Raw genomic sequence first — 26,817 nt, 5'->3', positions numbered from 1 at the left:
CCCTCGTGATCTCGCACGCTCCCGCTCTGCCCCCGATCGGGGCGCACATCCAGGTCAAGGGGGGTCTTGCCACGGGCGGGCTGCCCTACGCCGACGCCGTCGGCGCCCGCGCCGTCCAAGTGTTCGTCGGCAACCCCCGCGGCTGGCGGCCCAGCGCCGGCAAGCCGGCCCAGGACGCCGCCTTCACCGCCGGGTGCGCCGAGCGCGGCGTGCCCTCGTTCATCCACACGCCGTTCCTGGTCAACGTCGGGTCGCCGAGCGAGGCGACCGTCGAGCAGTCGATCGCCACCATCCGGCACTCGCTGCAGCGCGGCGTCCAGCTCGGCTGCGCCGGGGTGGTCGTGCACGCCGGCTCCGCGGTCGGTGAGGAACGCTACGAGGCGGCGCTCGGCCAGCTGCACGAACGGCTGCTGCCGGTGCTCGACGAGCTGCCCGAGGGGGCTCCGCGGCTGCTGGTCGAGCCCACCGCGGGCGGCGGGAGGTCGCTGGCCGCCACGGTGGAGGACCTCGGCCCCTACCTCGCCGCGCTCGACGGCCACCCGGCGGTCGGGGTCTGCTTCGACACCTGCCACGCCTGGGCGGCCGGCCACGACCTCGCCACCCCCGGCGGCATGGCCGCGACCCTGGAGGCGCTGGAGGCCACCGTGGGACCGGGCCGGCTGGGCCTGGTGCACGCCAACGACTCCCTGGACGGCTGCGGCTCCACCCGGGACCGGCACACGACCATCGGCGCCGGCTCGATCGGCGCCGCGCCGTTCGGCGAGCTGCTCACGCACCCGCTGATGGCCGGCGTGCCGGTCGTGGTGGAGACCCCGAGCGTCGGGCACGGCAGCGACTGGGGCGGCCACGCCGCGGACATCGCGCTGCTGGGCGCCCTGCGGGACGGCACCGCGCTCCCCGCCGCCGCCTGACCGGACTTCATCGGGGAAGAGCCCCGGGGACTTGGTCGGGATGAAGCCCGGGGACTTCGTCGGGATCTAGTCCGGGGTCAGGCGGCGCGCAGGTCCGCCAGCACCTCGGTGAGCACCTTCGCCGCGCGGTCGACACCGGCCCGGTCGACGTCCAGGTGGGTCACCAGCCGGATCCGGGTGGCGCTCACCTGCCCGACCAGCACCCCCTGGGCGCGGGCGGCGGCCGCCACCGCGGCGGCCGGGACGCCTTCGACGACGACCATGTTGGTCTCCACCGTGGCCGGGTCGACGCCGAGCCGCTCGGCCAGCAACCGCGCGTGCTCGTGGTCCTCGGCGAGCCGCTCGACGTGGTGGTCCAGCGCGTACAGCGCGGCCGCGGCGAGCACGCCGACCTGCCGCATGCCGCCGCCGAGCCGCTTGCGCCACAGCCGCGCTTGGGCGATCCGCTCCTCGCCGGCCACGAGGACCGACCCGATCGGGACGCCGAGGCCCTTGGACAGGCAGACCGACGCGGTGTCGGACAGCCGCCCGTAGGTGGACAGCGGGACGCCGGAGGCCACGTGCGCGTTCCAGATCCGCGCCCCGTCGAGGTGCACGGCCACGTCGTGCTGCCGGGTCCAGTCGAACAGGGTCTGCAGCTCGTCCAGGGGCTGGACCAGGCCGCCGCCGCGGTTGTGCGTGTTCTCCACGGCGATCGCGGCGGTGGAGGTGACGTGCCAGTCGTCCTTGGGCCGCACCTGGGCGATCAGCTGCGCCGCGGACACCCGGCCGGCGTCGCCGGACCCACCGCCCCCGCTGCCGGAGACCACGGTGCGGCTGGACAGCCCGAACAGCGCCGCGGCGGCGCCCATCTCGTAGGTGAAGACGTGCGCGTCGGCGTCGCCGAGCACCTCCTGGCCGGGCTCGCAGACCAGCCGCAGGCCGATCTGGTTGCCCATCGTGCCGGAGGGGACGAACAGCGCGGCCTCGTGCCCGAAGAGGTCCGCGGTCCGCTCCTCCAGCGCGTTGACCGTCGGGTCCTCGCGGTAGACGTCGTCGCCGACCTCGGCCTCGGCCATCGCCCGGCGCATCGCCGGGGTGGGCCGGGTGAGGGTGTCCGAGCGCAGGTCCACCGCGCCGGCAACAGGGGTGGGGTTGTCGGTGTCGATCCCGTACATCAGCCGCGCAGCATCTCCGTGACGAGGAAGGCCAGCTCGAGCGACTGGCCGGTGTTCAACCGCGGGTCGCACGCGGTCTCGTAGCGACTGTTCAGGTCGGCGTCGCTGATCTCCATGGCGCCACCGAGGCACTCGGTGACGTCCTCACCGGTCAGCTCGACGTGGATGCCGCCGGGCCAGGTGCCCAGCGCGCGGTGCACGTCGAAGAACCCGAGCACCTCGTCGACGACGCGGTCGAAGTGCCGGGTCTTGTAGCCGCTCGGGGACTCGTGCGTGTTGCCGTGCATGGGGTCGCACTGCCAGACCACCTGGTGGCCGCCGGCGGTGACCTTCTCCACGATGCCGGGCAGCACGTCGCGGATCTTCCCGTTGCCCATCCGGCTGATCAGGGTGAGCCGGCCGGGGACGCGCTCCGGGTCCAGCCGCTCGACCAGCTCGACCGCCTGCTCCGGGGTCGTCGTCGGGCCGATCTTGACGCCGATGGGGTTGGCGATCCGCGAGGCGAACTCGATGTGCGCGCCGTCCAGCTGGCGGGTGCGCTCGCCGACCCAGACGAAGTGCGCCGACAGGTCGTACGCCCGGCCCTCGTGCACCCGCAGCAGGGCCCGCTCGTAGTCCAGGATCAGCGCCTCGTGGCTGCAGTACAGCTCCACCTGCCGCAGCGCCGCGTCGTCCACCCCGCAGGCGGACATGAACGCCAGGGCCCGGTCGATCTCGCGGGCGATCACCTCGTAGCGGACGCCGGCCGGCGAGCTCGCGACGAAGTCCTTGTTCCAGTCGTGGACCGCGTGCAGGTCGGCCAGCCCGCCGCGCGCGTAGGCCCGGATCATGTTCATCGCGGCGGCCGAGTTCGCGTAGGCCCGGACCAGCCGGTTCGGGTCGGGGATCCGCTGCTCGAGCACCGGCTCCAGCGAGTTGACCATGTCGCCGCGGTAGGACGGCAGGCCGAGCGCGTCGATGTTCGAGCTGCGCGGCTTGGCGTACTGCCCGGCCACCCGGCCCACCTTGACGACCGGCACGCTCGCCCCGTAGGTGAGCACGACGGCCATCTGCAGCAGCGTGCGGGTGGTCGCCTGCAGGTGCGGCTCGGTGTTGAGGTCGAAGGTCTCCGCGCAGTCGCCGCCCTGCAGCAGGAACGCCCGGCCCTGGGCGACCTCGGCCAGCTGGGCCCGGAGCGTGTCGACCTCGCTGGGCGCGACGATCGGCGGCACCGACGTGAGGGTGGACAGCACGGCGTCCAGCGCGGCCCGGTCGGGCCACTCCGGCTGCTGGGCGGCGGGCAGACTCCGCCACCGGTCCAGGCCGGGGACCAGCTCGGCGGGATCAGGCAGGGTCACGTGACGAGGGTACGGCCCGCGGCGTCCCCGCCGGACCGGGTGTCCGGCCCGGGGCCGGGTGGGTCAGCCGAAGAACGTCTCGACCTCGGTGTACCGCTCCAGCGGCACGAGCTTGAGCCCGGCGGTCGCCTCGGTGAGCGGCACGCGCACGATGTCGGTCCCGCGCAGCGCCACCATCACGCCCGACGCACCCTCGTGCACCGCGTCGGCCGCGGCCAGCCCGAACCGGGTGGCCAGCACCCGGTCGAACGGGGACGGCGTGCCACCGCGCTGGATGTGCCCGAGGACGACGGCCCGCGCCTCCCGCCCGGTCCGCTCCTCCAGCTCGGCCGCCAGCCACACCCCCACGCCGCCCAGCCGGACGTGCCCGAAGGCGTCCCGCTCCCCCGAGCTGGACACCAGCTCACCCCCCGCCGGCCGGGCCCCCTCCGACACGACGACGATCGGCGAGTAGCCGGAGTCGAACCGGCGCCGGCAGTGCCCGACCACCGCGTCTAGGTCGAAGGGCCGCTCGGGCACCAGCACGACGGTCGCGCCGCCGGACATGCCGGCGTGCAGGGCGATCCACCCGGCGTGCCGGCCCATCACCTCGACCACCAGCACCCGGTGGTGGCTGTCGCCGGTGGTGTGCAGCCGGTCGATGGCCTCCGACGCCACCCCGACGGCGGTGTCGAATCCGAAGGTGTAGTCGGTCGCCGCCAGGTCGTTGTCGATCGTCTTCGGCACCCCCACGGTGCGGACGCCGGCCTCGGCCAGTCGGCGGGCGACGCCGAGGGTGTCCTCGCCGCCGATCGGGACCAGCGCGTCGATCCCGCGCCGCTCCAGGGTGGCGAGCAGCCGCTCGGGTCCGCCGTCGACCGCGTACGGGTTGGTCCGCGAGGTGCCCAGCACCGTTCCACCGCGCGGCAGCAGCCCCCGGGTCGCGGTGACGTCCAGCACCAGCGCGTCGTCGTCCAGCACGCCCCGCCACCCGTCCCGGAAGCCGACGACCTCGTCGCCGTTCTGGACGACGGCCCGGCGGACCACCGCACGGATCACCGCGTTGAGGCCGGGGCAGTCACCACCGCCGGTCAGGATGCCGATGCGCATGCAGTTCTCCAGGACCCCTCGTGGGTGGGCAAGGCGGCACATGATCCCTCACCGGGGCCGCTCGCGGGGGTCCCGCCGGCCTCGTGGCGGTACCGGTGACCCGTACGTGCCCTCAGCTTCGGACGGCTCCCATCACGTTCCAGCGGAGCAGGTTGTACCGGGCGTCGACGAGGGCGTCGTGGGTGCCGGTCGGCTTGGGCGGCAGCTCGGGGCGGCCGGCGTCGTCCCAGCGCTGGCGCAGCTCCCGGGTGAAGCGCGGGATCGGCCGTGGCAGCGCCGTCATCGGGCCCCAGAGCTGGCACAGCGCCACGTGGTCGTAGGCCGCGATCCAGGCCCACAGCTCGATCTCCTCCCCCGGCGCGGTGAGGAAGGACAGGAGGTCGTCGCGGATCCGCTGGCGGCTGCGCCAGGCGCGGTCCGCCGGCGGGGGCAGCTGGTCCAGCACGTTGCGCCGGACCCACGGGATCGCCCGATCCGGGTCGAACTCGGTGCTGACGGCGTAGAACTCGCGGCCGGTCTCGTCGACGACGCCGATGGACACCAGGTCGATGGTGGTGCCGTCCTCGATGAACTCGGTGTCGTAGAAGTACCGCCGCACACTCACCTCCCCACGGTAGAACCGTCGTCCGGCGGACCCGGCTCCGGCCAGCTGTCCCGGACGGCGACCGCCTCGACCTCCACGAGCTGGTCGGCGTACCCCAGCACGGTCACCCCGACCAGGGTGCTGGGCGGGGCATGGTCTCCCAGGGCCGTGCGGACGACGTCCCACGCCCTCCGCAGGTCCTCCCGGTCGGTCGTGGCGACGTAGACCGTGGTCTTGAGGACGTCGGTCAGCGTGGCGCCCGCCGCCTCCAGCGCGGTGACGAGGTTGGCCATCACCTGCCGGGCCTGGCCGGCGACGTCACCCACGGCCACGGTGGCCCCGTCGGCGTCCAGCGGGCAGGCGCCGGCGGTGAACACCATGCGGCCCGGGTCGGACACCGCCGCGTAGGCGTACGGGGCGGCGCGGCTCAGCGCGGGTGGCCGGACGAGCTCGATGCCGGAGGTCACCGCCCGATCATGGGGCACCGGCCGCCGGCCCGCCCGCCCGGTCACCCCTCGCTGCTGGGGTCCTCGTCCGGGTCGAGGAAGTCGAAGGCGGCCGTCGGGTCCTGCCCGGCCGCGGCGACCATCGCCTCCACGGTCACCGTCCCGGCCCGCACCGCCGGTCAGCCACGATGGAAGCCCTCCGCGACCTGTCAGCCGCTCCGGCCGAGCCGAGCGCCGCGGCCACCTCCTGACCCCGACCGAGGTGCGCGGCGTCCGCCGGCCCGCCCGGTGTGCCGGAGATCCCGGCGAGTACGGCCGGGCGAGCCGGGCGGGGTGACCTCAGCCGGCCAGCGAGCTGGGCAGGCGGTCGGCGGCCTCGGCCGGCGGCGGCTGCAGCCGGCGGACCACCTCGCCGGCGCTGGCGCCGGTGGTGTCCATCGACTTCTTCACCTTGGCGCCGTACAGGTCGACGTACTCCTGCCCCGACATCTCCATGATCTCGTACATGATCTCGTCGGTGATCGACCGCTCCACGAAGCGGTCCCCGGACAACCCGGCGTAGCGCGAGAAGTCCAGCGGCTCCCCGAAGCGCACCTGGACCCGGATCAGCTTCTGGCCCAGCAGCCTCCCCAGCTTGCCCGGCAGCGGGATGTCCCGGGGCGTGTAGGTCATGGCCACGGGGATGACCGGGGCGCCGGTCTCCAGGGTCATCCGGGCCACCCCGGTCTTGCCGCGGTACAGCCGGCCGTCGGGTGACCGGGTGCCCTCGGGGTAGATGCCCAGCACCTTGCCCTCGCGCAGGATCCGGATGCCGGTGCGGATGGCGTCCTCGGCGGCGGAGGCGTTGGTGCGGTCGATCGGCACCTGGCCGCTGCCGGCGAAGAACAGGCGCTGTGCCATGCCCTTGAGCCCGGTGCCGCGGAAGTACTCCGCCTTGGCCAGGAAGGTGACCCGCCGGCGCACCGACATGGGCATGAAGATCCAGTCGGACGCGGACAGGTGGTTGCTGGCCAGGATCACCGCCCCGCGCCGCGGCACGTGGTGCGCGCCCTCCGGTCGCCAGCGGTACACGAGCCGGACGAGCGGGCCCACGGCCACGTACTTGAGGAACCAGTAGATCAACACGCCTCCCTGAGTGACTGTCAGACTAGGGACGCGTCGTGTCCGGCGACAATCCGTCGTCGCGCGCGAGTCGTCAGCCCCGCCGTCCCACCGTTGCGGCGGCTCCCCCGGGAGCCGCCGGCGTCCGCCCGGAGGTCCGATGCCACCGCAGCACCCGCGATCGGACGGTGCCGCGTGATGCCGCCCCGCCGCGGCCGCGGTCGCCGGGACAACGGCCTGGACGCGACCCTGTGGCACCCGCTGCGCGACGTCGACCCCCGGGTCGGCGAGCACCTGCTCGACGTCCTCGCCACCGTGGGGATCGCCGCCTACCTCGAGCCGTCCACCGACGTGGTGCCGTACACGCGCAACGTCCACCTGCCCAGCCCGCCCGCGGACCGGCTGTTCGTCGACCGGGCGCGGCGCGCGGAGGCCCGCGAGGTCGTGGCCGCGCACGTCGACGACCCGGCCGTGGACCCCGCGGCGCCGCAGCAGCGCCCGTCCCGGGACCTGCGGCCGGTCGACGAGGACGCCGAGTTCGCCCGGATCGTGGCGGCCTTCGAGGCGGAGCACGGGCGCCCGGTCGTCTCGGCGGAGCCGCGGGACGACCCGCCGCCACCGCGGGCCGAGCCGTCGGTGCTCGACGCCTTCGACGACCACTACGAGCCGCCGCCGCCCCCGCCGCTGCCGGTGCTGGCGCCCGCGTCGCTGTACGCGCTGCTGCTCATCCTCGTCGGCGCCGTGCTCATCGTGGCGCCGGGCCGGGTCGGGCTGACGCTGGACGTCGGGCTGGTGCTCGGCGTCGCCGCCGTGACCGGCGGGGTGGGCGTGCTGGTGTCCCGGATGCGGGAGCGGTCGACCGAGGACGGCGACGACGGCGCAGTGGTGTGACCGGCCCCCTCCAGGGGCCCGCCCCGAGCGTGCGAGGGGTGGGGAGGAGGGGGTCCTTCTTCGGTTAGCGTGCGGGACGTGAGCACCGGCGCCCTCCCCCACCGCACCGTCGTCGCGCTGACCGGCCACCTCATGGACACCGGGATCCTGGCCAGGGTCCTCGACGACGTGCTCGAGTACGGCGGGGACTACCGGATCGACAGCCTGGAGCTCGGCCGGCAGCACGAGGACGAGTCGCGGGCCCTGGTGGAGGTCCGGGCCCCGGACGCCGACCTGCTCGAGCGGATCGTCATGCGGCTGCAGACCCACGGCGCGAACCCGGTCGACCCCGGGACGGCGACCACCCGGCCGGCGCCCGCGGACGGCGTCTTCCCCGAGGACTTCTACTCCACGACCAACCTCGACACCTTCGTCCGGTTGGACCGGGACTGGCTGCCGGTCGACCGCGCCGAGATGGACTGCGGGCTGGTCGTCGGCGAGCGGGACGGCGAGGTGGTCGTCCGCACCGTCCCGGTCAGCGACGTGCGCGCCGGGGAGGCCGTGGTCTGCGGCGCCCGCGGGGTGCGCGTGGAGATGGCCCCGTCGGTGGTGCGCGGCGAGGAGGAGGACTTCGGCTTCATGTCCTCGGCGGTCTCCAGCGAGAAGCCGCAGGCGCTGCTGGTGCGCCAGATCGCCGAGCGGCTGCGCGAGGTGAAGGCCGCCGGGAAGAAGGTGCTGTGGGTCGGCGGGCCGGCGGTGGTGCACACCGGGGCGGCCCCGGCGATGGTCCGCCTGGTGCGCGCCGGGTACGTCGACGTCCTGTTCGCCGGGAACGCGCTGGCCACCCACGACATCGAGTCCGCGCTGTACGGCACCTCGCTGGGGGTGGACCTGGCGAAGGGCTCCGGCGTGCCGCACGGCCACGAGCACCACATCCGGGCGATCAACACCATCCGCGCGGCGGGGTCGATCGCGGCGGCCGTCGAGAGCGGCGTGCTCACCGGCGGCGTGATGCACGCGATGGTCCGGGCGGGTAAGCCGTTCGTGCTGGTGGGGTCGGTGCGCGACGACGGGCCGCTGCCCGACGTGCTCACCGACGTGGTCGAGGGTCAGCGGGCCATGCGCGCGCAGCTGCCCGGCGTCGGCTTCGCGATCATGGTCGCCACGATGCTGCACGCCATCGCGACCGGGAACATCCTCCCGGCGTCGGTCCCGCTGGTCTGCGTCGACATCAACCCCGCCACGGTGACCAAGCTGGCCGACCGCGGCAGCGCCCAGGCGATGGGCATCGTGACCGACATCGGGCTGTTCCTCGAGCAGCTCGCGCGCGAGCTCGCCGCCGAGTGACGGTTCCGTCCTCCGGACGGGGTCCTCCTACTGCTGCTCGCCGTCGCTGACCGCGCAGCGCACGAGGTCCGCGGCGCCGACCAGGCCGGCCTGGGCGCCGAGCTCGGCGGCGACCACCCGCGGGCCGGGCCGGAAGCCGCGGCCGGGCAGCGCCCGCTCCAGCCGCTCGCGGGCGGGGCCGAGCACCGTCTCGCCCAGCACGCTGAGCCCGCCACCGATCACCACGACCTCCGGGTCGAGGATCGCGGAGATGTCGGCTATGCCCTGGCCCAGCCAGGAGCCGACCTCGTGCAGCAGCTCGTCGGCCAGCGGGTCGCCCTCGGCGGCCGCCTTGGCCACCACCTCCCCGGTGATCCGGCCGAGGTCACCGCCCACCCGGTCCAGCAGGCTGGCCGCCGCCGCCGGGGACTTGGTGGCGACGTCCCGGGCGGTCTGACCGAGCGCGTTGCCGCTGGCGTACTGCTCCCAGCAGCCGCGGTTGCCGCAGGCGCACAGCCGGCCGTCGGGCACCACCCGCATGTGGCCCCACTCACCGACCACGCCGTGCGCGCCGCGCTGCAGCCGGCCGTCGATCACCAGGCCGCCGCCGATGCCGGTGCCCAGGGTGATCATCACCATCAGGCTGGCCCCGCGCCCGGCGCCGTAGCGGTACTCGGCCCACGCCGCCGCGTCGGCGTCGTTGCCCACCCACAGCGGGCGGTGCAGCCGCCGGCCGAGGTCCCGGCGCAGCTCCTGGTTCCGCCAGGCGAGGTGCGGGCTGAACAGCACGGTGTCACCGGTGCGGTCGAACCAGCCGGCGGCGCCGACGCCGACCCCGACGAGCGGGCCGCCGTGCCGCTCGGCGAGCTCGTCGACGACGGCGGCGATCGAGTCCTCGGTCTTCGAGACGGACTTGCCCGGGGTGGCCCGGCGGGCGGTGTCGAGGATCGCCCCGTCCGGGGCGACGACCCCGCCGGCCACCTTGGTGCCGCCGATGTCGATGCCCAGGGCGGGCAGCTGGGCGGCGTCGGGGCTCACGCGACCTCGATCCGCTGGACGGGGGTGGGGGCGGGCTGGCTCACGGGGTCCTCGGCGAGGTGGGAGGTCGGGTCGGGGGCGGCCCCCGTCCGGTCGTCGCCGGGCCGGGTACCGGCCGCCGCGGAGTCTCGCAGCACGGTCGCGGTCGTGGCCAGCACGTCCGCCAGCGCCTCGAGCAGCTCGGGACGGCGGCCGCGCAGCGTGGCCAGCGCGGCGCACAGCGGACACCGGGAGCACTCCGCGGAGTGGTCGGCGGGAGCGCTGCCGGGCGTTCCGAGCAGCCCGCCCAGCGTCTCGCCCAGCCGGGCCCCGGCCGGGGTGTCGGTGAGCAGGCGGCGGGCCTGCTCGAACCAGTCGGCACCGGCAGCGCTCATGCCCTGCTCTCCTCGGGATCGGTGGCACCGGCCTCCGGACGGAGGAGACCGGTCGGCCAGTGTGCCGGGTCCGGGGTGAACCGCACCTCGAGCGTGGCCGAGGCGGTGCCCGGCGCGGCCAGCGCCCCGCCCGTGACGGTGCACCGGCGCAGCAGGGCGTCCAGCGGCACGGAGCGGCGCATCCCGGCGGCGGTGACCACCAGGTCGTCGTCCCAGCGGGTCAGCTCCACCTCGCCGCGGCGGGCGAAGGGCAGCGGCAGGTCGAGCACCCACTCGTCCGCCACCCGCCGCGGGGCGGGCGTGGCCACCTGCGGCGCGGGGGCGTCCGGCACGGCGGCGTCCAGCGCCGCGACGTCGGCGGCGGTGAACGGCGGGACGGCGGACTCCGCGACCTCCCGCACCTCACCCAGCAGGTCGCTGACCGCCCGCACCGTCTCGGCCTGCACCACGGCGCGCTGCGCCCACCACACCCCCGGCCCGTCGGGCAGCAGCCGCGCCACGGTCACCGAGGCCACCCGCTGCCCGAGCACGCCGAGCGCGGTCGCGGTCGCGCGCAGCTGCTCGTCCGCGCCGGGCTCGGGGCGCAGCACCAGGTGCACCGCCGTGCGCCGCGGATCGGCCAGCGGGACGTGGGTCAGCAGCTCCTCGACCCCGGCCACGCCGGCCAGCAGGGCGGCCGTCCCGCCGGGCTGCTCGGGGGTCGCCGCGGCGCGGAGGGCGGCGAGCACGCGCAGCCGGGTGGGTGCGGCCTGGCCGAGCCACCAGCGCAGCGCGGACGGCAGCGCCAGCAGCGCGACCGCGGCCGGCGTCGGCCCCGGGTCGAGGACGACGGCGTCCGCCCGCCCGGCCGCCGCGTGCCCGGCGAGCGCGGTGAGCAGCGCGAACTCCCGCACGCCGGGGACGGGGACGACGGAGCTGGCCGGCGGCACGGTGAGCAGCGGCAGCGCGCCGCCCAGCTGCTCGGCGTGCCGGCCCCACAGCTGCTCCAGCGCGGGACCGGCCGCGACGACGTCGACCTCCACGGCCTCGCCGAGCCCGGTGGTCCGCGGCGCGTCCGGGGTGAGCAGGACGACCCGGCTGCCCCCGGCGGCCAGGCGCAACGCCGTCGCCGCGGCCACCGTGGAGCTGCCGGCGCCGCCGGGGCCGGTGACGAGGAGGATCTGCACGCTCAGCCCTCGACGCGCTTCTTGAGCTCCTTGAGCGCGGTGTCGAGGATGACCTTCTCGGCGCGGCGCTTGATGAGCCCCAGCATGGGGATCGAGAGGTCGATGGCGATCGTGTAGGTGACCGTCGTCCGGCCGCCGGCCTCCTCCAGCAGGTACGAGCCGTCCTGCTTCTTCTGCATCTGGCCCTGCACCAGGGTCCAGGCCACCCGGCGGTCGCCGTCCCAGGTGTAGTCGAGCACGTAGTCGTCGCTGACCGGGCCGGCGTCGATGACGAAGTGCACCCGCCGGGCGCGGCCGTCGGGGCCGGTCTCCAGCACCTCGACCTTCTTGGCGGCCGCGACCCACTCCGGATACGCGGCGAAGTCGGCGACCACGGCCATCACCTGGGCAGCGGACGCGTCGACGACGATCGACTGCGTGGACTGGTCGGCCATGGGCCGGAGGGTAGCCGGTCACCACATCGGCCCCGGCCGGGAACCGGGGGCACCCCCCGGTCGGGTGGTCAGGCCTGCTGCCCACCCGGCTCGCCCGGTTAGATTGGCTGACGACCCCGGCGCCGGGGCGCGCGGCGACGGGGCCGCGGGACCCGGGCCTGGAAGAGAGGACCGGCGTGCGCGAGCTGAGCGTTCCCCCCACCGCGACCGTGGCGATCGACGACGCCCTGCCCGACATGGTCGTCCGCAACGCGGCCGAGCACCCGGACGACGTCGGCCTGCGCCGGCTGGTGGGCGACCAGTGGGTCGACGTCACCCACCGGCAGTTCGCCGACGAGGTCTCCGGGGTGGCGAAGGGCCTGATCGCCGCCGGCGTCCAGCCGGGCGACCGGGTCGGGCTGCTGGCCCGGACGCGGTACGAGTGGACCGTGCTGGACTTCGCGATCTGGACCGCCGGCGCTGTCGTCGTCCCGATCTACGAGACCTCCAGCACCGACCAGATCTCCTGGATCCTGTCCGACTCGGGCGCCCGCGCCCTCGTCGTCGAGGGGGCCTCGCACGCCGCGGCCGTCGACTCCGTGCGCGCCGAGGTACCCGAGCTCGGTCCGGTCTGGGTGATCGACGACGGCGCCCTCGACCAGCTGACCACCGCCGGCGCCGAGCTGCCCGACAGCGAGCTCACCGCGCGCCGGGCCACCCTCACCAGCGCCAGCCTGGCCACGCTGATCTACACCAGCGGCACCACCGGCCGGCCGAAGGGCTGCGAGCTGACCCACGCGAACTTCCTCTTCGAGGTCCGCAACGGGATGGGGCTGCTGTCGGGCTACCTCAACGACCAGGGCTCGCTCCTGCTGTTCATCCCGCTGGCGCACGTGCTCGCGCGGGTGCTGCAGGTCGGCGCGGTCTACACCCGCACGGTCATCGGCCACACCGCCGACATCAAGGACCTGGTCGGCGACCTCGGCCGGTTCCAGCCGACGTTCGTGCTCGCCGTCCCCCGGGTGTTCGAGAAGGTCTACAACGGCGCCAAGGCCAAGGCCGAGGGCGACGGCAAGGGGAAGATCTTCGACCGCGCCGCGCAGGTGGCCGTCGACTGGTCGCGGGCGCAGGACACCGGCGGCCCGGGGATCGCCCTCCGGCTGCAGCACGCCCTGTTCGACAAGCTCGTCTACGGCAAGCTGCGCGCCGCGCTCGGCGGGCGCTGCACCGCGGCCGTGTCCGGCGGCGCTCCGCTGGGTGAGCGTCTGGGCCACTTCTTCCGCGGCCTGGGCGTGACCGTCTTCGAGGGCTACGGGCTCACCGAGACCACCGCCGCGGCGGCGGTCAACCACGACGCGGCGTTGAAGGTCGGCACGGTCGGTCGCCCGCTGCCGGGCGTGGACGCCGCCATCTCCGACGACGGCGAGATCCTGCTGCGCGGCGGGATCGTGATGCGCGGCTACTGGCACAACGAGCAGGCCACCCGCGAGGCCATCGACGCGGACGGCTGGTTCCACACCGGGGACCTCGGCGAGCTCGACTCGCAGGGCTTCCTGAAGATCACCGGGCGGAAGAAGGAGATCCTGGTGACCGCCGCCGGCAAGAACGTCGCGCCGGCGGTGCTCGAGGACCGGCTGCGCGCCCACAAGCTGGTCAGCCAGTGCATCGTCGTCGGCGACCAGCGCCCGTTCATCGGCGCGCTGATCACCCTCGACGTCGAGGCGCTGCCGACCTGGCTGAGGAGCCAGGGCAAGGACGAGTCGCTCACACCGGCCCAGCTCGCCGAGGACCCCGCGCTGCGGGCCGAGCTGGACACCGCGGTGGCCGAGGCGAACAAGGCGGTCTCCAAGGCCGAGGCGATCAAGAAGTACCGGGTGCTCCCCGACGACTTCACCGAGGACAACGGCACCCTCACCCCGAGCCTGAAGCTCAAGCGAGCCGTGGTGATGAGGGAGTTCGGCGACGAGGTCGAGGCGCTGTACCGGACGGACACCGCTGCCCCGCACCCCTCGCAGGCTCGGGGCGGGACCCTGCAGCAGTAGGAGGGCCCCGGCCCTCCTCCCCGTCGCGGGCTCGCGGCGGCGCCCTCAGCCGTCCAGCACCTCGGTGAACGTGCCGGCGACGGTCGCCCAGGACCAGCGCTGCTCGACCCAGGCCCGGCCGGCCGCGCCCATCGCGCGCGCGCCGGCCGGGTCGTCGAGCAGGTCGGCGACCACCCGGGCCACCGCGGAGGGCGAGCGCGGGTCGACCACGTGGCCGGTCACGCCCTCGCGGACCGTCTCCGGCGCGCCACCGGACGTGCCGGCGACCACCGGGCGGCCGCAGGCGGCGGCCTCCAGGAACACCATGCCGAGCCCCTCGACATCCAGCCCGCCGCGGCGGGTGCGGCAGGGCATCGCGAACACGTCCCCGGCGGCGTAGTGGGCCGGGAGCTCGTGGGCCGGCACGCTGCCGGTGAGGACGACGGACCGCTCGAGGCCTCGCCGGGCCACCGACCGGCGCAGCGCCGCCTCAGCGGGCCCTCCGCCGACCAGCAGCAACCGGGCCCCCGGGTGCCGGGCCAGCACCTCGGCCCAGCCCGCCACGAGCACGTCCTGGCCCTTGCGCGGTACCAGCCGGGACACGCAGACGACCACCGGGGCGTCGCCCAGCCCGAGCCGCGCGCGGACCGGCGAGCCGTCGACCTGCGGGGCGAACCGGTCGACGTCCACCCCCGGGGACAGCTGCCGCAGCTCGGTCCGGGACCCCAGCGCGGGCGCGAGCCGGCCGCGGGTGTAGTCGCTGATGTAGGTGAGGACGTCGAGCCCCCCGGCGATCCGCTGCACCAGCTGCCGGGCGCCGGGCAGGGCGACCCAGCCGGTCTCGTGGCCGTGCGTGGCGCCGACCAGCCGCTGCGCCCCCGCCCGGCGCAGCGCCGGCGCCATCAGCCCCAGCGGTGCCGCCGCGCCGAAGAACACCGAGGTGCAGCCGTGCTCCCGGGCCAGCCGGACGGCGGTCCGGGTCGCCCCCGGGGTGGGCAGCAGCATCGACGTCCCGGCGCGCACGACGGGGTACGGCAGCCCGGCGTCGTGCTCGGCCGACCCGGGGTGGTCGGACGCGTACACGACCAGCTGCTCCGGGGGCCGGGTGGCGAGGAGGGCGGCGACGAACGTCTGGATGCCTCCCTGTCGCGGCGGGAAGTCGTTGGTGACGACCAGCGTGCGGGTCACCGGCCGTGCACCAGGGCCCAGTCCTCGGCGAACGCGACCCGCTGCGGCACCGTCGGGTGCGAGCCGAAGGCCCACTGCCACAGCGCGGGCGGGTCGGGGTCGTTGAGGTTCGCCGCCCCCAGGAGCTGCTGGACGGCGATGAACGACTCCGGGTCGCCGGTGAGGTCCAGGGCGTGCAGGTCCGCGCGGGCCTCGATGTGCCGGGAGACCCCGTTCTGCACCGGGGTGGAGACCAGCGTCCCGACGGCCAGGAGGAACAGCAGCAGTCCGGCGGCCCGCCCGTCGCCCGGGCCGCTGACCCCGGCCCGGCGCAGCAGCGGCGGGGCGCCCAGCAGCCAGCCCAGCAGCGCGACCCCGGCGCCCGCGCCGAGCGCCCCGATCAGCGTGCCGGTGAGCACGTCGTCGGTGGCGACGTGGCCCAGCTCGTGCGCGACGATCGACTCGACCTCCTCGTCGGAGAGCTGGCCGAGCAGCGTGTCGTAGACGACGATCCGCCGGGTCGAGCCGAAGCCCGACACGTAGGCGTTCAGCGCCGTGGTGCGCCGGCTCGCGTCGGCCACCAGGACGTCCTCCACCGGGGTGCCACTGCGGTCGGCGAGGTCCAGCAGGTCGCTGCGCAGCTGGCCGGCGGGCATCGGCTCGAACCGGTTGAACGCCGGCTCGATGACCAGGGGGTAGAGGAACGAGCCGGCGACCACCAGCGCGGCCGCCCCGGCCCCGGCCCACGCCCACCAGCTCCGGGCGGCCCGGCGGGCCAGCGCGACGACGGCGAGCAGTCCCAGGGCGGTGAGCCCGGCGTTGATGCCGGTCGACGTGGCGACGTCCCGGGCCCACAGACCCCAGCCGCGGGTGGACAGGCCGAACCGGTGCCGCACCACCTCGCCGTAGGCCGACAGCGGGAGGGTGACCAGCCGGCCGGCCACCTGCAGGACGATCGCGCCCAGCAGCACCTGCCAGGCCCAGCCCCCGCCCAGCGGCCGGGCCACCGTCCGGGCGACCGCGGCGCCGGCCCGGGTGAGGCCGAACAGCGCGGCGACGGCCAGGCTCAGGACCAGCGAGGTGAGCGAGGCCGGCCGCAGGGCGCCGGCGAACGCCTCGGCGCGGGCCACCTGCCCGGGGGTGAACACCTCGGTCGGTTCCACCTGGGTGCGGCCGCCGGCCGGGGTGGGCAGCAGGTCGAACGGGGTGACGACGGCGACCACCACGGCGAGCGCGAGCCCCAGGACGGCGGCCACCGCCAGGGCGAGCCGGCGGGACCCCGGCGTCCCGGCCCCGGTCGTGCCGGCTCCGGCCGTGCCCGCGTCCAACCCGCTCACGCCGCGAGCTTAGGCAGCGGGGTCGCGGCGTCCGGGTTCAGCCGATCAGGCGGCGGGCGCCGACGTACCCCTTCATGTCGACGCTGGTGACCAGGACCGGGCTGCCGAAGGTCGAGGCGTGCACCATCTGCCCGTTGCCGATGTACATGCCCACGTGGCTCACCGGGGAGTAGAAGAAGACCAGGTCACCGGGCTGCAGCTGACCCCGGGGCACCGCGGTGCCCATGGTGGACTGCACCTTGCTGGAGTGCGGCAGGGTGATCCCCGCGGCGGCGTAGGCGTACTGCGTGAGGCCGGAGCAGTCGAAGGAGTGGGGGCCACCGGCGCCCCACACGTACGGGTCGCCGAGCTGCGCCATCGCGGTGTCGATGACCGGCTGGACCGTGCCGGACGGGGCGACGACCCGGGGCGGGGCCTGGAGGGCCGGGCCGGCGTGCTGGACGACGACGGCCTGCTGCTGCGCCGCGGTCAGCGTCTGGTACTGCCCCTGGTAGTCGGCGACCTGCGCCTGCAGGGACGCCTGGCGGGCGGTGACGTCCTCGAGGGTGCGGTGCGCCTCGGCCGCCGCGTTCTCGGCGACGGTCTTGGCCTGCTGCGCGACCTGGGCCGCCGCGGCCGCCTGGGCGATGACGTCACCGGTGTGGCCGGCGATCGCATCCAGGGTGGAGACCTGCGCCAGGAAGTCGTCGGCGGAGTCGCTGGTCATTAGGGCGTTGAAGTGGGACATGTTCTCGCCGGTGAACGCGCTGCGCGCGACCTGGCGCATCTCGGCCCGCAGGGCGTCGGCCTGGGCCTGGGCGGTGGCCATCGCGGCGTCGGCGGCCGTGACCGCGTCCTGCTGCTGGGTCAGCGTCACCTTCGCGTCGTTCAGCTGCTCGGTGACGACCTCCAGCTCGTGGGTGGCGTCGGCGACCAGCCGGGTCGCCTCCGCGGCGGTGCCGGCCTGGGTCGCGGCCGGGGTCGCGGACGCGCTGCCGGGGAGGACCGCGAGCAGGAGAGCGGCGACGGACCCGACGACCAGCCCCGGACCGACGCGACCACCCCACCGGCTGCGCCGCGGGGCGGCGGAGCCGTCCGTGCTGACGGGGAGCGCCCGGGCGGGTCGGGAGGAGGACTCAGGGCGCGCCACGGGCAGCGGGGCTCCACTTCTTCCGGTCGGACCGCCGTGGGGCCAGCCGCCGGGCCGGGCCTGGGGACCAGGCCGGAGTTCCGTGCGTCCTCGTGGACGCGGGCGCCCTGCTTCCGCAGGGAGCGCAGGAGCTCATCCGGTGGTGCGCTGGTGCCGCCAGCGGCTGGGCAGCCGGCTGGCTCGGCGGTGTCCTGCGGGGCCACCTCGTCGGTGGCGACAGCCCGTGTGGACGCCATCACGCTAAGTCCGTGACCCGACCGAGACAAAGCCCCGTCAAACCCCGAACCATGGACAGCTCCTGCTGAATCACAGCCGTGGAATTCGTCAACCCACGTGGCGCTCCCCACCGGTGGACGCATCCTGATGACGCAACGGCGGAACCAGTCCGAAGTCTGCCAAAGCGCGGACGGCTCTCCGCTCGACGTCGTCCAGGTCCACCACCGACCAGGCGTCCGCGGCGGCGGTGTCAACGTGATGCACCTCACGTCCGGCGTCCGTCCGTCCGGGCGCGTCCGCGACGGTCGGCTCATGGGGCGGACGCTCCGCCCGGCGGGTCAGCGGCACGACGCTGGGGTCGCTCCCCCGCCAGCCCGGCGGTGCGCCCAGGAGCACGGTCACGACGCAGTCGTCACAGCCCTGACCGCGGACGGTGCAGGTGTCGCAGTCGATGAGCACGGCAGCCCTCCTCCTTCTCTCGGACCCAACGCGGAGAACGGTAGGAGCGGCCACCGACAGTTCCGCCCCGGTCGCGCGCAGAGCTCGCCGCCCGCCCGCCGCGGGCGGCCGGCGACCCGCGTGCCTCCCGGGGACTGTCGGACCCCGCACCTAGCGTCCGCACCGTGCCGTTCCGCACCGCGTCGTCCCGATCCGCAACCCCCGTGTCCCCGCCCACCGCCGGCCCGCACCACCCGCCGGCCGCCGGGCCGGCCGCGCCGCCGCCGGGCAGCCGGTACCAGCAGGCGACCATCGACGACCTCGGCACGCCCCTGGCGGGCGTCACGTTCGTCGTCGTCGACCTGGAGACCACCGGCGGCTCACCGAAGGACTGCGCGATCACCGAGGTCGGCGCGGTCAAGGTGCGCGGCGGGGAGGTGCTGGGCGAGTTCCAGACCCTGGTCGACCCCGGCTGCGAGATCCCGCCCTACATCAGCGTCCTCACCGGGATCACCTCGATGATGGTGGCCACCGCCCCGCGCATCGACGCGGTGCTGCCGGCCTTCCTGGAGTTCGCCCGCGGCACCGTGCTGGTGGCCCACAACGCCCCCTTCGACCTCGGGTTCCTGCGGGCGGCCTGCGAGCAGATCGGCGTGCCCTGGCCGGCGTTCGCCTCGGTGGACACCGCCGTCCTCGCCCGGCGGCTGCTCACCCGCGACGAGGTGCCCAACTGCAAGCTGGCCACCCTGGCGCCGTACTTCGCCACCTCCACGGAGCCCTGCCACCGGGCCCTCGCCGACGCCCGGGCCACGGTCGACGTCCTGCACGGCCTGCTCGAGCGGGTGGGCCCGCTGGGCATCACGTCGCTGGAGGAGCTCACCGGCCTCACCCGGCAGGTCGACCCGGAGCGGCGGCGCAAGCGCCACCTGGCCGAGCACGTCCCCTCCGGCCCCGGCGTCTACCTCTTCCGTGGCCCGCGCGACGAACCCCTGTACGTGGGCACCTCCACCGACCTGCGCAGCCGGGTGCGCTCCTACTTCTCCGCCGGCGAGCAGCGCAGCCGGATGACGGAGATGATCCGGCTGGCCGAGCGGGTGGAGGCGCTGCCCTGCGCCCACGGCCTGGAGGCAGCCGTCCGGGAGCTGCGCCTCATCGCCGAGCACAAACCGCGGTACAACCGCCGGTCCCGCTTCCCCGAGCGGGCCCTGTGGGTGCGGCTGACCGAGGAGCCGTTCCCGCGGCTGTCGGTGGTCCGCCGGGTCCGGCCCGGCACCGGGGTGTTCCTGGGCCCCTTCGCCGACCGGCGCGCGGCCGACGCCGCCGTCGCGGCGGTGCACGAGTCGCTGCCGCTGCGGCAGTGCACCGCCCGGCTGTCGCTCGCCGGGCGGGGCAGCGCCTGCGCGCTGGCCGGCATGGGCCGGTGCGGCGCTCCGTGCACCGGGGCCCAGTCCCGGGAGGAGTACGCCGCGATCGCCGCGGTCTTCGCCGCCGCGGTCGACGCCGACCCCCGGGCGCTGGTGGCCCCGCTGCTCGTCCGGGTCGAGCAGCTCGCCGCGGAGGGCCGGTACGAGGACGCCGCGGTCCTGCGCGACCGCGTCGCCGTCCTGGTCCGCGCGGTCCGCCGCCGCCAGCGGCTGGAGTCCCTCGCCCGGGTGCCCGAGCTGGTGCTCGCCCGCCCCGACGGCGCGGGTGGCTGGCAGCTGTCCGTGGTGCGGCGGGGGCGGCTGGTGGCCGCCGGGGTCGCGGAGCGGGGGCGGTCGGTCCGCGGCACGCTCGCCGACCTGCTCTCGACCGCGGAGACCCCGGTCGGGCCCGGCGACGAGCTGGCCGCCTCCGTCGACGAGACCGAGCTCGTGCTCCGCTGGATGGAGAAGCCGGGCACCCGGCTGGTGGAGCTCACCGGCACGCTGGCCTGCCGCGCTCCGGGCACCGGGGACTACAGCGGGTTCCTGTCCCTCGTGGACGCCGGCCGTGCCGAGCGCGACCCGTTCGGCGACAACCGCTCCCTGCGGACGCACAGCCAGCCCGATCGCGTGGCCGCCCCCGCACCGGGAGCCGCACCCGCCCGGCCGGCCCGCCCCTCGGGGCGGCGCGCCCGGGGCGGCACCCCGCTAGCATCCCCGGCGTGATCACCGCCATCGTGATGATCGATGCCGCCACCGACGCCATCCCCGAGGTCGCGGCGGCCGTCGCCGACCTCGAGGGGGTCAGCGAGGTCTACTCGACCGCCGGGGAGGTCGACCTGATCGCGGTCGTGCGGGTCCGCCAGTTCGACCAGGTGGCCGACGTCATCGCCGGGCAGATCAACAAGGTCCCCGGCGTCCTGGAGACCGAGACGCACATCGCCTTCCGGGCCTACTCCCGGCACGACCTGGAGTCGGCCTTCTCCCTGGGGCTCGAGTCCGCCGAGTGAGAGCGGCCCCTCCGCAGGGCCCCGCCGCGAGCTCGCAAGCGGTGGGGGGCAGAGGGGCCGTCTTCAGGCCTGGACGGCCTCGCGTGCCTGACGGCTGACCCGCACCCACTTCTCCAGCTTGGCGGCGGCCCGGCCGTCGTCGATCGCCGCGGCCGCGCGCTCCAGGCCGGCGGCCAGGGCGTCGTGCAGCCGGGCGCCTCGCTCGTCGAACGCCGCCAGGGCGCCGGCGGCGTTGAGCAGCACCGCGTCCCGCACCGGCCCCCGGTCACCGGCCACCAGCCGGCGCACCACCTCGGCGTTGACCGCGGGCTCGCCGCCCCGCAGGGAGTCCGGCGCGGACCGGGGCACCCCGAGCAGCGTCGGGTCCAGGCGCTCGGCCACCACCTCGCCGTCGCGCACCACCCAGACCGCGGAGGTGGTCGTGGTGGTGATCTCGTCGAGGCCGTCGTCCCCGCGGAAGACCAGCGCCCGCGAGCCGCGGTCGGCCAGCACCTGGGCGAGCACCGGTGCCATCCGCGCGTCGGCGCAGCCGATCGCCCCGGCCACCGGCCGGGCGGGGTTGGTCAGCGGACCGAGGAAGTTGAAGACCGTGCCGATGCCGAGCTCCCGGCGCGGCACCGCCGCGTGCCGCATGCCGGGGTGGAACACCGGCGCGAAGAAGAAGCCGATGCCGGCCTCCCGCACGCAGTGGGCCACCGCCGGTGCCGGCAGGTCGATCACCACGCCGAGGGCCTCGAGGACGTCGGCGGTGCCCGACCGGGAGGAGGCCGCCCGGTTGCCGTGCTTGGCCACCGGCACCCCGGCGGCGGCGGTCACGATCGCGGCCATGGTAGAGATGTTCACCGTCTGCGCGCCGTCGCCCCCGGTCCCGACGACGTCCACGCAGTCGACCGGCAGCGACACCGGGGTGGCCACCTCGAGCATCGTCGCGGCGAGACCGGCCACCTCCTGCGGCGACTCCCCCTTCGCCTTCAGCGCGACGACGAAGCCGGCCACCTGGACCGGGGTCGCCTCGCCGGTCATGACCTGGCGCATGGCCCAGCGGGTGTCCTCCGCGGCGAGGTCCTCGCCGCGGGTCAGCCGGTTGAGCAGACCCGACCAGGTCGGGCTCGTGTCCGCCACGGGTCAGCGGCGGGCGGCGGGGCGCCGCGCGGCGCGGTCGCGCAGCAGCCCGGCGACGACGTCGGTGGCGGTCAGCGGGTCGACCGGGTACGCCAGCGTGGCGTCGGCCAGCGACCAGTGCGCCAGCCAGCGGTCGGCCTGCCGGGCGATCAGCACGACCAGCGCCGGGCAGTCGGCGATCTCGGCGTGGAGCTGCCGGCTCAGGCCCATGCCGCCCGTGGGCTGCGCCTCACCGTCCAGCACGCACAGGTCGATGCCCCCCGCGTCGACGGCGGCGACGACCTCCTCGCCGGTGGCGCACTCCACGTACCCGAGCGGTCCCACGTCGGCGGCCGGCGAGCTCCCCAGGGCGGTGCGGACGGCGGCGCGGACCTCGGCCCGCGGGCTGAAGACCAGCACGGTGGACGGCACGGAGACGTCACTCACAGCCCGGAGCCTAGTGTCTGCCCGGATCGCCCACGCCGGTGCGGCGCACGCCTCGTGGTCGGCGCGCCACGCCCGTCCACCCCACGTCGTGGGCACGCTGTTCCGATGCCATGATGAGCCCGTGACAACGGCCCCCGTGGCGAGCAGCACCTTCGACACCTCGCGGGTGCACTCCCTGACCCGACCGAACATGGTCAGCGTCGGCACGATCGTCTGGCTCGCCAGTGAGCTGATGTTCTTCGCCGGGCTGTTCGCCATGTACTTCACCGCGCGAGCCCGGGCGACCGAGGGCTGGCCCCCGGAGCCCACCGAGCTGAACCTGCCGTACGCGACGGTGTTCACCATCATCCTGGTCGCCTCGTCGGTGACCTGCCAGCTCGGTGTCTTCGCGGCGGAGATCGGGAACGTCTACGGCCTGCGCCGCTGGTTCACGATCACCTTCCTGATGGGGACGGTGTTCGTCCTCGCCCAGGCGAACGAGTACCGCGTGCTGGTCGTGGACCACGGCACGACGATCGCCTCGTCGACGTACGGCTCGGTCTTCTACCTGACGACCGGCTTCCACGCGCTGCACGTGATCGGCGGCCTGATCGCCTTCATCTTCGTGCTCATCCGGTCCACCATGGGCCGTTTCACGCCAGCCCAGGCGACCTCGGCCATCGTGGTCTCCTACTACTGGCACTTCGTCGACGTCGTGTGGGTCGGGCTCTTCGCCACGATCTACCTGATCCGCTAGGGAACCGGTGTCCACCACGAACCCCTCCTCCGAGGCCCCCGTCGACAGCCACCGCGGCCTGCGCGCCCGGTTCGGACGCCGGCCGGTGGCCGGCAGCCCTGCCGCCGCGGCGCGCGACCGCCGCCGCTCCAAGCAGCGCCGTCGCCTGGCCAACGTCGCCGGCCTGATGGCCGCCCTGGTCCTCACCGGGGTGGGCTACTCCGTGCTGGCCCCCGGCGCCAGCGCCGCCGACGACTCCACGGGCACCGCGTCCAACGCCGTCGAGGCCGGGCAGGAGCTGTACACCCGCAGCTGCATCACCTGCCACGGCGCGAACCTGGAGGGCGTGCAGGACCGCGGTCCGTCCCTCATCGGCGTCGGCGAGGCCGCCGTCTACTTCCAGGTGCACACCGGCCGCATGCCCCTGGTGCGCCAGGAGGCCCAGGCGCCCGAGCGCGCGCCGATCTTCACCGAGGAGCAGATCGAGCAGCTGATGGCCTACATCCAGGCCAACGGCGGCGGTCCGACCATGCCCTCGGGTGATCTGCGCGACGGCGACCTGGCCGCGGGTGGCGAGCTCTTCCGGCTCAACTGCGCCCAGTGCCACAACTTCACCGGAGAGGGCGGCGCGCTCTCCTCCGGCAAGCGTGCGCCCTCCCTCCAGGAGGCCAGCGACCTCGTCATCTACACCGCGATGCTCTCCGGTCCGGAGAACATGCCGGTCTTCGGTGACAACCAGCTGACGCCCGAGGACAAGCGGGCGATCATCAACTACGTGCAGACCATCAAGGAGCAGGCCGACCCCGGCGGCGCCGGCATCGGACGGGTCGGCCCGGTCGCCGAGGGCCTGGTCATCTGGACCGTCGGCATGGGCAGCCTGCTGTTCGGGATCTTCTGGATGGGGACGAAGGCGTGAGCACGACCGACCACCGCCCCGGCTCCACCGGCGGCGCGGACGTCCCCGGCCCGCTGCACGGCGGGCCGGACGACGACTACACCCCCCAGCAGCTCGCCGCGATGGACCGCACCGAGCTGGACCGGCTCGGTGCCCGGTACGACGCGGTCGAGGTCCTGCACGTGGACCCGGTGCCGGAGCCCGGCTCGCCGCTGGAGCGGAAGGCCGCCCGCCAGGTCACCCTGTGGTTCGCCATCGCCGCCCTGTCCGCCGTGGCCTTCCTCGTCGTCTACGCCGGCTCGAACTGGTTCCTCCCCGACTGGTCCTGGGAGCCGGGGGACAGCGGCTGGAGCGCGCTCTTCACGCCGCTGCTCGGCGCCACGATGGGCCTGTCGCTGCTCGCCATCGGCGTGGGCCTCGTGCTGTACGTCAAGAAGCTGCTGCCGCACGAGACGGCGGTGCAGGACAAGCACGACGGCTCGCACTTCGACCGGGTCACCACCGGCGCGACGCTGGTCGGCGCGTGGCACAACTCGGGGCTCCCCCGCCGCAAGCTCCTCGGGGGGACACTGGCCTTCATGGGCGCTGCGATGGGGGTCATGCTGATCGCCCCGCTGGGTGGTCTGATCAAGAACCCGAACAAGGGCAACCCGCTCGGCACCACCCCGTGGGCGGACGGGCTCCGGCTGCTGCGTGACGACGGCACCCCGGTGCGCCCGGGTGACCAGGTGCCCGGATCGCTGGAGACGGTTTTCCCGGCCATCCCGGGCGGCAACTCGGTCCACCACTCCGACGCCGCCGTCATGCTGATCCGGCTGCGGCCCGACCAGATGGAGACCCTGGTCACCCCGGCCGGCCAGGAGGACTTCGGCTACGGCGACTACCTCGCCTACTCCAAGATCTGCACGCACGCCGGTTGCCCGGTGTCGCTCTACGAGCAGGAGACCAGCCGGATCCTCTGCCCGTGCCACCAGTCGCAGTTCGACGTGACGCAGGGCGCCAGGCCGGTCTTCGGCCCGGCCACCCGCTCGCTGCCGCAGCTGCCCATCAGGGTCGACGAGGAGGGCTACTTCGTCGCTCGCAGCGACTTCCGTGAGCCCGTCGGCCCGTCGTTCTGGAACATGGGAAGGCTCAACTGATGGCCACGAACACCGTTCCCGCGCCGGAGCAGCCCAGGACGCTCGTCGGGAAGGCGGCCCTCGAGGTCGACGACCGCCTTCCCATCGCCGGGTGGCTCCGGCGCACAATGAACAAGGTCTTCCCCGACCACTGGTCGTTCCTGCTCGGGGAGATCGCGCTCTACGCCTTCGTCGTCCTGCTGCTGTCCGGCACGTACCTGACCTTCTTCTTCGACGCGTCGATGAGGGAGGTCGTGTACGAGGGCAGCTACGCGCCGCTGCGCGGCGTGGACGTGTCCGCGGCGTACGACTCGACCCTCGCCCTCTCCTTCGACGTCCGCGGCGGTCTGTTCATCCGGCAGATGCACCACTGGGCCGCGCTGCTGTTCGTGGCGGCCATCTGCGTCCACCTGCTGCGCATCTTCTTCACCGGCGCCTTCCGCCGGCCGCGCGAGACCAACTGGTTCATCGGCGTCGCGCTGCTGGTCCTGGCCATGCTCGAGGGCTTCGCCGGCTACACCCTCCCCGACGACCTGCTGTCCGGGACCGGGCTGCGGATCTTCTCCGCGGTGTTCCTGTCGATCCCGGTGATCGGCACGTGGGTGTACTTCACCGTCTTCGGTGGGGACTTCCCGGGTGAGCTGATCATCGGCCGGCTGTACATCCTGCACGTGCTGATCATCCCCGCGATCATCCTGGCCCTGATCGCGCTGCACCTGACGGTGCTGATCAAGCAGAAGCACACCCAGTTCCCCGGCGCGGGGCGGACCGAGCACAACGTGGTCGGCAACCGGCTCTTCCCGACGTTCGCGGGCAAGGCCACGGCGCTGTTCTTCATCGTCTTCGCGGTCTGTGCCGCCCTGGGCGGTCTGGTGCAGATCAACCCGATCTGGCTCATCGGCCCGTACAACCCGGCCCAGGTCTCCGCCGGGTCGCAGCCGGACTGGTACATCGGTTTCGTCGACGGCGGCTCCCGCATCTTCCCGCCGTGGGAGATCGAGCTCTGGGGCTACCACATCCCGCCGGTGCTCTGGGGTGCCCTCGGCCTCCCGGGCGTGATGTTCACCGTGATGGCGCTGTACCCGATCATCGAGCGCAAGCTGACCGGTGACACCGCCAGCCACCACCTGCTGCAGCGTCCGCGCGACGTCCCCGTGCGCACCGGGCTCGGCGCGATGGCGCTGACCGCGTACATCGTGCTGTGGATCTCCGGGGGCAACGACGTCATCGCGGAGAAGTTCGACATCAGCCTCAACGCGATGACCTGGTTCGGCCGCATCGGCTTCATCCTCCTGCCGCCGATCGCCTACTGGATCACCTACCGGATCTGCCTGGGCCTCCAGCGGCACGACCGCGAGGTGCTCGAGCACGGGATCGAGACCGGTGTCATCCGGCGGCTGCCCAACGGTGAGTTCATCGAGGTGCACCAGCCGCTCGGCCCGGTCGACGACCACGGCCACGGGGTGCTGTCCTACGGCGGCGCCTCGGTGCCCAAGAAGATGAACCAGGTCGGCGGCGCCCGCCGCGCGATCAAGGGCTTCTTCCGCCCGATCGAGGAGCCGGCCGAGGTCCAGCGCCAGGCCGAGCGGGAGGCGCGCGGGCTGGAGGCCGAGGAGGCCAGCCGCGAGCTCACCAGGTCCGGCCGGCCCGCCGAGGGCGGTCGCCCGTCCGCGGGTGGTCGCCCGCGGGAGCCGCGCGACTGACCTGGCGCACAGCACGCAGGAAGGGCCCCGGTGGGATCTCCCACCGGGGCCCTTCTCGTTGCGGTCGGACGGGCGCGGACACCCCTCGTGCCCCGGCGCCACGGCACTCTCGCGTCGAGATCCGGGATGCCGGGCCCGTGCGCCCGGCTGCTGCCACCGGGATCCCCGATCTCGGCGGCAACCGTCGCGGTAGGGCTGCCACCCCACCGCGCGTCCCCCAGTGGGGCCGGGACGTCGCGGACATCGCGCTGCCCGTCGCGGCGTCTGCCTCCCCGATCGGGCCGGTCTCCCGCTCGACGTCGCACG

General features: G+C 74.7%; 26 protein-coding genes. 10 read left to right on the top strand and 16 right to left on the bottom strand.

The features are described from left to right. Positions 1 to 5 precede the first annotated feature (5 nt). Positions 6 to 911 carry a deoxyribonuclease IV gene (locus HL189_RS08150; protein ID WP_369133194.1) on the top strand — a complete coding sequence of 302 codons (906 nt, stop codon included), beginning with the start codon at positions 6 to 8 and terminating at the stop codon, positions 909 to 911. Between the two features lie 77 nt (positions 912 to 988). Here the strand turns inward: HL189_RS08150 and HL189_RS08145 are convergent, their stop codons facing one another. From HL189_RS08145 to HL189_RS08120, 6 genes are all read right to left on the bottom strand, one after another. Continuing rightward, entirely contained in the window at positions 989 to 2,068 is a 1,080-nt protein-coding gene (locus HL189_RS08145) for a low specificity L-threonine aldolase (RefSeq protein ID WP_369133193.1), read from the bottom strand. Beyond that, entirely contained in the window at positions 2,068 to 3,405 is a 1,338-nt protein-coding gene (locus HL189_RS08140; RefSeq protein WP_369133192.1) for a class II 3-deoxy-7-phosphoheptulonate synthase, read from the bottom strand. The genes HL189_RS08145 and HL189_RS08140 overlap by 1 nt, the downstream gene beginning before the upstream one ends. 63 nt (positions 3,406 to 3,468) lie before the next feature. Beyond that, positions 3,469 to 4,494 (bottom strand): 6-phosphofructokinase, encoded by a 1,026-nt coding sequence (locus tag HL189_RS08135; RefSeq protein WP_369133191.1) that lies wholly within the window; start codon positions 4,492 to 4,494, stop codon positions 3,469 to 3,471. Positions 4,495 to 4,606: 112 nt separating this feature from the next. Beyond that, positions 4,607 to 5,098: a polyadenylate-specific 3'-exoribonuclease AS gene (locus tag HL189_RS08130; RefSeq protein WP_369133190.1), complete on the bottom strand. Its 492-nt coding sequence runs from the start codon at positions 5,096 to 5,098 to the stop codon at positions 4,607 to 4,609. Beyond that, positions 5,095 to 5,544 (bottom strand): RidA family protein, encoded by a 450-nt coding sequence (locus HL189_RS08125; protein ID WP_369133189.1) that lies wholly within the window; start codon positions 5,542 to 5,544, stop codon positions 5,095 to 5,097. Before HL189_RS08125 ends, HL189_RS08130 begins: the two co-directional genes overlap by 4 nt. Positions 5,545 to 5,862: 318 nt before the next feature. Further along, complete coding sequence (locus HL189_RS08120) at positions 5,863 to 6,648, bottom strand: lysophospholipid acyltransferase family protein (RefSeq protein WP_369133188.1); 786 nt, start codon at positions 6,646 to 6,648, stop codon at positions 5,863 to 5,865. A 174-nt stretch (positions 6,649 to 6,822) separates the two neighbouring features. Between HL189_RS08120 and HL189_RS08115 the strand changes: the two genes are divergently transcribed. Continuing rightward, complete coding sequence (locus tag HL189_RS08115) at positions 6,823 to 7,515, top strand: hypothetical protein (RefSeq protein WP_369133187.1); 693 nt, start codon at positions 6,823 to 6,825, stop codon at positions 7,513 to 7,515. Between the two features lie 78 nt (positions 7,516 to 7,593). Then, the gene (locus tag HL189_RS08110) at positions 7,594 to 8,841 is read left to right on the top strand and encodes a TIGR00300 family protein (RefSeq protein WP_369133186.1); all 1,248 of its coding nucleotides are present in this window, start codon (positions 7,594 to 7,596) and stop codon (positions 8,839 to 8,841) included. A 27-nt stretch (positions 8,842 to 8,868) separates the two neighbouring features. On the opposite strand, the gene HL189_RS08105 is transcribed toward HL189_RS08110, so the two are convergent. Genes HL189_RS08105 through HL189_RS08090 form a run of 4 tightly spaced genes read right to left on the bottom strand, consistent with a single transcriptional unit; the run spans position 8,869 to position 11,832 of the window. Then, positions 8,869 to 9,858: an ROK family protein gene (locus HL189_RS08105; protein ID WP_369133185.1), complete on the bottom strand. Its 990-nt coding sequence runs from the start codon at positions 9,856 to 9,858 to the stop codon at positions 8,869 to 8,871. Beyond that, positions 9,855 to 10,232, bottom strand: a complete 378-nt coding sequence (locus tag HL189_RS08100; protein ID WP_369133184.1) for a hypothetical protein — start codon at positions 10,230 to 10,232, stop codon at positions 9,855 to 9,857. Before HL189_RS08100 ends, HL189_RS08105 begins: the two co-directional genes overlap by 4 nt. Further along, positions 10,229 to 11,398: an ArsA family ATPase gene (locus tag HL189_RS08095; RefSeq protein ID WP_369133183.1), complete on the bottom strand. Its 1,170-nt coding sequence runs from the start codon at positions 11,396 to 11,398 to the stop codon at positions 10,229 to 10,231. The genes HL189_RS08100 and HL189_RS08095 overlap by 4 nt, the downstream gene beginning before the upstream one ends. 2 nt (positions 11,399 to 11,400) lie before the next feature. Next, positions 11,401 to 11,832, bottom strand: a complete 432-nt coding sequence (locus HL189_RS08090) for an SRPBCC family protein (RefSeq protein ID WP_369133182.1) — start codon at positions 11,830 to 11,832, stop codon at positions 11,401 to 11,403. Positions 11,833 to 12,008: 176 nt separating this feature from the next. Here HL189_RS08090 and HL189_RS08085 point away from each other — a divergent pair, with 176 nt between their 5' ends. Further along, positions 12,009 to 13,853 carry a long-chain fatty acid--CoA ligase gene (locus tag HL189_RS08085; protein WP_369133181.1) on the top strand — a complete coding sequence of 615 codons (1,845 nt, stop codon included), beginning with the start codon at positions 12,009 to 12,011 and terminating at the stop codon, positions 13,851 to 13,853. A 45-nt stretch (positions 13,854 to 13,898) separates the two neighbouring features. Here the strand turns inward: HL189_RS08085 and HL189_RS08080 are convergent, their stop codons facing one another. The 4 genes from HL189_RS08080 to HL189_RS08065 all read right to left on the bottom strand — a co-directional run bounded on the left by HL189_RS08080 (position 13,899) and on the right by HL189_RS08065 (position 18,140). After that, positions 13,899 to 15,020 (bottom strand): glycosyltransferase family 4 protein, encoded by a 1,122-nt coding sequence (locus HL189_RS08080; protein WP_369133180.1) that lies wholly within the window; start codon positions 15,018 to 15,020, stop codon positions 13,899 to 13,901. After that, positions 15,017 to 16,336, bottom strand: coding sequence for a M48 family metallopeptidase (locus HL189_RS08075; protein ID WP_369133179.1), 1,320 nt, complete (start codon positions 16,334 to 16,336; stop codon positions 15,017 to 15,019). Before HL189_RS08075 ends, HL189_RS08080 begins: the two co-directional genes overlap by 4 nt. 37 nt (positions 16,337 to 16,373) lie before the next feature. Further along, the gene (locus HL189_RS08070) at positions 16,374 to 17,465 is read right to left on the bottom strand and encodes a C40 family peptidase (protein ID WP_369133178.1); all 1,092 of its coding nucleotides are present in this window, start codon (positions 17,463 to 17,465) and stop codon (positions 16,374 to 16,376) included. A 324-nt stretch (positions 17,466 to 17,789) separates the two neighbouring features. Beyond that, a complete protein-coding gene (locus HL189_RS08065) occupies positions 17,790 to 18,140 on the bottom strand; it encodes a hypothetical protein (RefSeq protein ID WP_369133177.1) in 351 nt (116 codons plus the stop codon). A 164-nt stretch (positions 18,141 to 18,304) separates the two neighbouring features. On the opposite strand from HL189_RS08065, the gene HL189_RS08060 reads away from it, so the two are divergent. Both HL189_RS08060 and HL189_RS08055 read left to right on the top strand, forming a co-directional pair. After that, positions 18,305 to 20,248, top strand: a complete 1,944-nt coding sequence (locus HL189_RS08060; protein ID WP_369133176.1) for a DEDD exonuclease domain-containing protein — start codon at positions 18,305 to 18,307, stop codon at positions 20,246 to 20,248. Then, positions 20,245 to 20,532, top strand: a complete 288-nt coding sequence (locus HL189_RS08055) for an Lrp/AsnC family transcriptional regulator (RefSeq protein WP_369133175.1) — start codon at positions 20,245 to 20,247, stop codon at positions 20,530 to 20,532. The genes HL189_RS08060 and HL189_RS08055 overlap by 4 nt, the downstream gene beginning before the upstream one ends. 63 nt (positions 20,533 to 20,595) lie before the next feature. Here HL189_RS08055 and trpD read toward each other — a convergent pair whose 3' ends face one another. Together trpD and HL189_RS08045 are read right to left on the bottom strand one after the other, a co-directional pair. Continuing rightward, the gene (trpD, locus tag HL189_RS08050) at positions 20,596 to 21,654 is read right to left on the bottom strand and encodes an anthranilate phosphoribosyltransferase (protein WP_369133174.1); all 1,059 of its coding nucleotides are present in this window, start codon (positions 21,652 to 21,654) and stop codon (positions 20,596 to 20,598) included. A gap of 3 nt (positions 21,655 to 21,657) precedes the next feature. Beyond that, positions 21,658 to 22,080: a hypothetical protein gene (locus HL189_RS08045; RefSeq protein ID WP_369133173.1), complete on the bottom strand. Its 423-nt coding sequence runs from the start codon at positions 22,078 to 22,080 to the stop codon at positions 21,658 to 21,660. 121 nt (positions 22,081 to 22,201) lie between these two features. Here HL189_RS08045 and HL189_RS08040 point away from each other — a divergent pair, with 121 nt between their 5' ends. Genes HL189_RS08040 through HL189_RS08025 form a run of 4 tightly spaced genes read left to right on the top strand, consistent with a single transcriptional unit; the run spans position 22,202 to position 26,511 of the window. Beyond that, on the top strand, positions 22,202 to 22,816 hold the full coding sequence (locus HL189_RS08040; RefSeq protein ID WP_369133172.1) for a heme-copper oxidase subunit III: 615 nt from the start codon (positions 22,202 to 22,204) through the stop codon (positions 22,814 to 22,816). 7 nt (positions 22,817 to 22,823) lie between these two features. Continuing rightward, positions 22,824 to 23,711, top strand: coding sequence for a cytochrome c (locus HL189_RS08035; protein ID WP_369133171.1), 888 nt, complete (start codon positions 22,824 to 22,826; stop codon positions 23,709 to 23,711). Then, the gene (locus tag HL189_RS08030; RefSeq protein ID WP_369133170.1) at positions 23,708 to 24,829 is read left to right on the top strand and encodes a ubiquinol-cytochrome c reductase iron-sulfur subunit; all 1,122 of its coding nucleotides are present in this window, start codon (positions 23,708 to 23,710) and stop codon (positions 24,827 to 24,829) included. Before HL189_RS08035 ends, HL189_RS08030 begins: the two co-directional genes overlap by 4 nt. Continuing rightward, positions 24,829 to 26,511, top strand: coding sequence for a cytochrome bc complex cytochrome b subunit (locus HL189_RS08025; protein ID WP_369133169.1), 1,683 nt, complete (start codon positions 24,829 to 24,831; stop codon positions 26,509 to 26,511). The genes HL189_RS08030 and HL189_RS08025 overlap by 1 nt, the downstream gene beginning before the upstream one ends. Positions 26,512 to 26,817 lie beyond the last annotated feature (306 nt).

The organism is Modestobacter sp. I12A-02662 (genome assembly GCF_041028325.1).
GTDB lineage: Bacteria > Actinomycetota > Actinomycetes > Mycobacteriales > Geodermatophilaceae > Modestobacter.
This window is presented reverse-complemented; position numbering and strand designations above follow the sequence as displayed.

Coding starts and splice junctions, on each gene's coding strand:
- HL189_RS08145 (WP_369133193.1), bottom strand. CDS start 2,068: ATGTACGGGATCGACACCGACAACCCCACCCCTGTTGCCGGCGCGGTG.
- HL189_RS08135 (WP_369133191.1), bottom strand. CDS start 4,494: ATGCGCATCGGCATCCTGACCGGCGGTGGTGACTGCCCCGGCCTCAAC.
- HL189_RS08115 (WP_369133187.1), top strand. CDS start 6,823: ATGCCGCCCCGCCGCGGCCGCGGTCGCCGGGACAACGGCCTGGACGCG.
- HL189_RS08100 (WP_369133184.1), bottom strand. CDS start 10,232: ATGAGCGCTGCCGGTGCCGACTGGTTCGAGCAGGCCCGCCGCCTGCTC.
- HL189_RS08090 (WP_369133182.1), bottom strand. CDS start 11,832: ATGGCCGACCAGTCCACGCAGTCGATCGTCGTCGACGCGTCCGCTGCC.
- HL189_RS08025 (WP_369133169.1), top strand. CDS start 24,829: ATGGCCACGAACACCGTTCCCGCGCCGGAGCAGCCCAGGACGCTCGTC.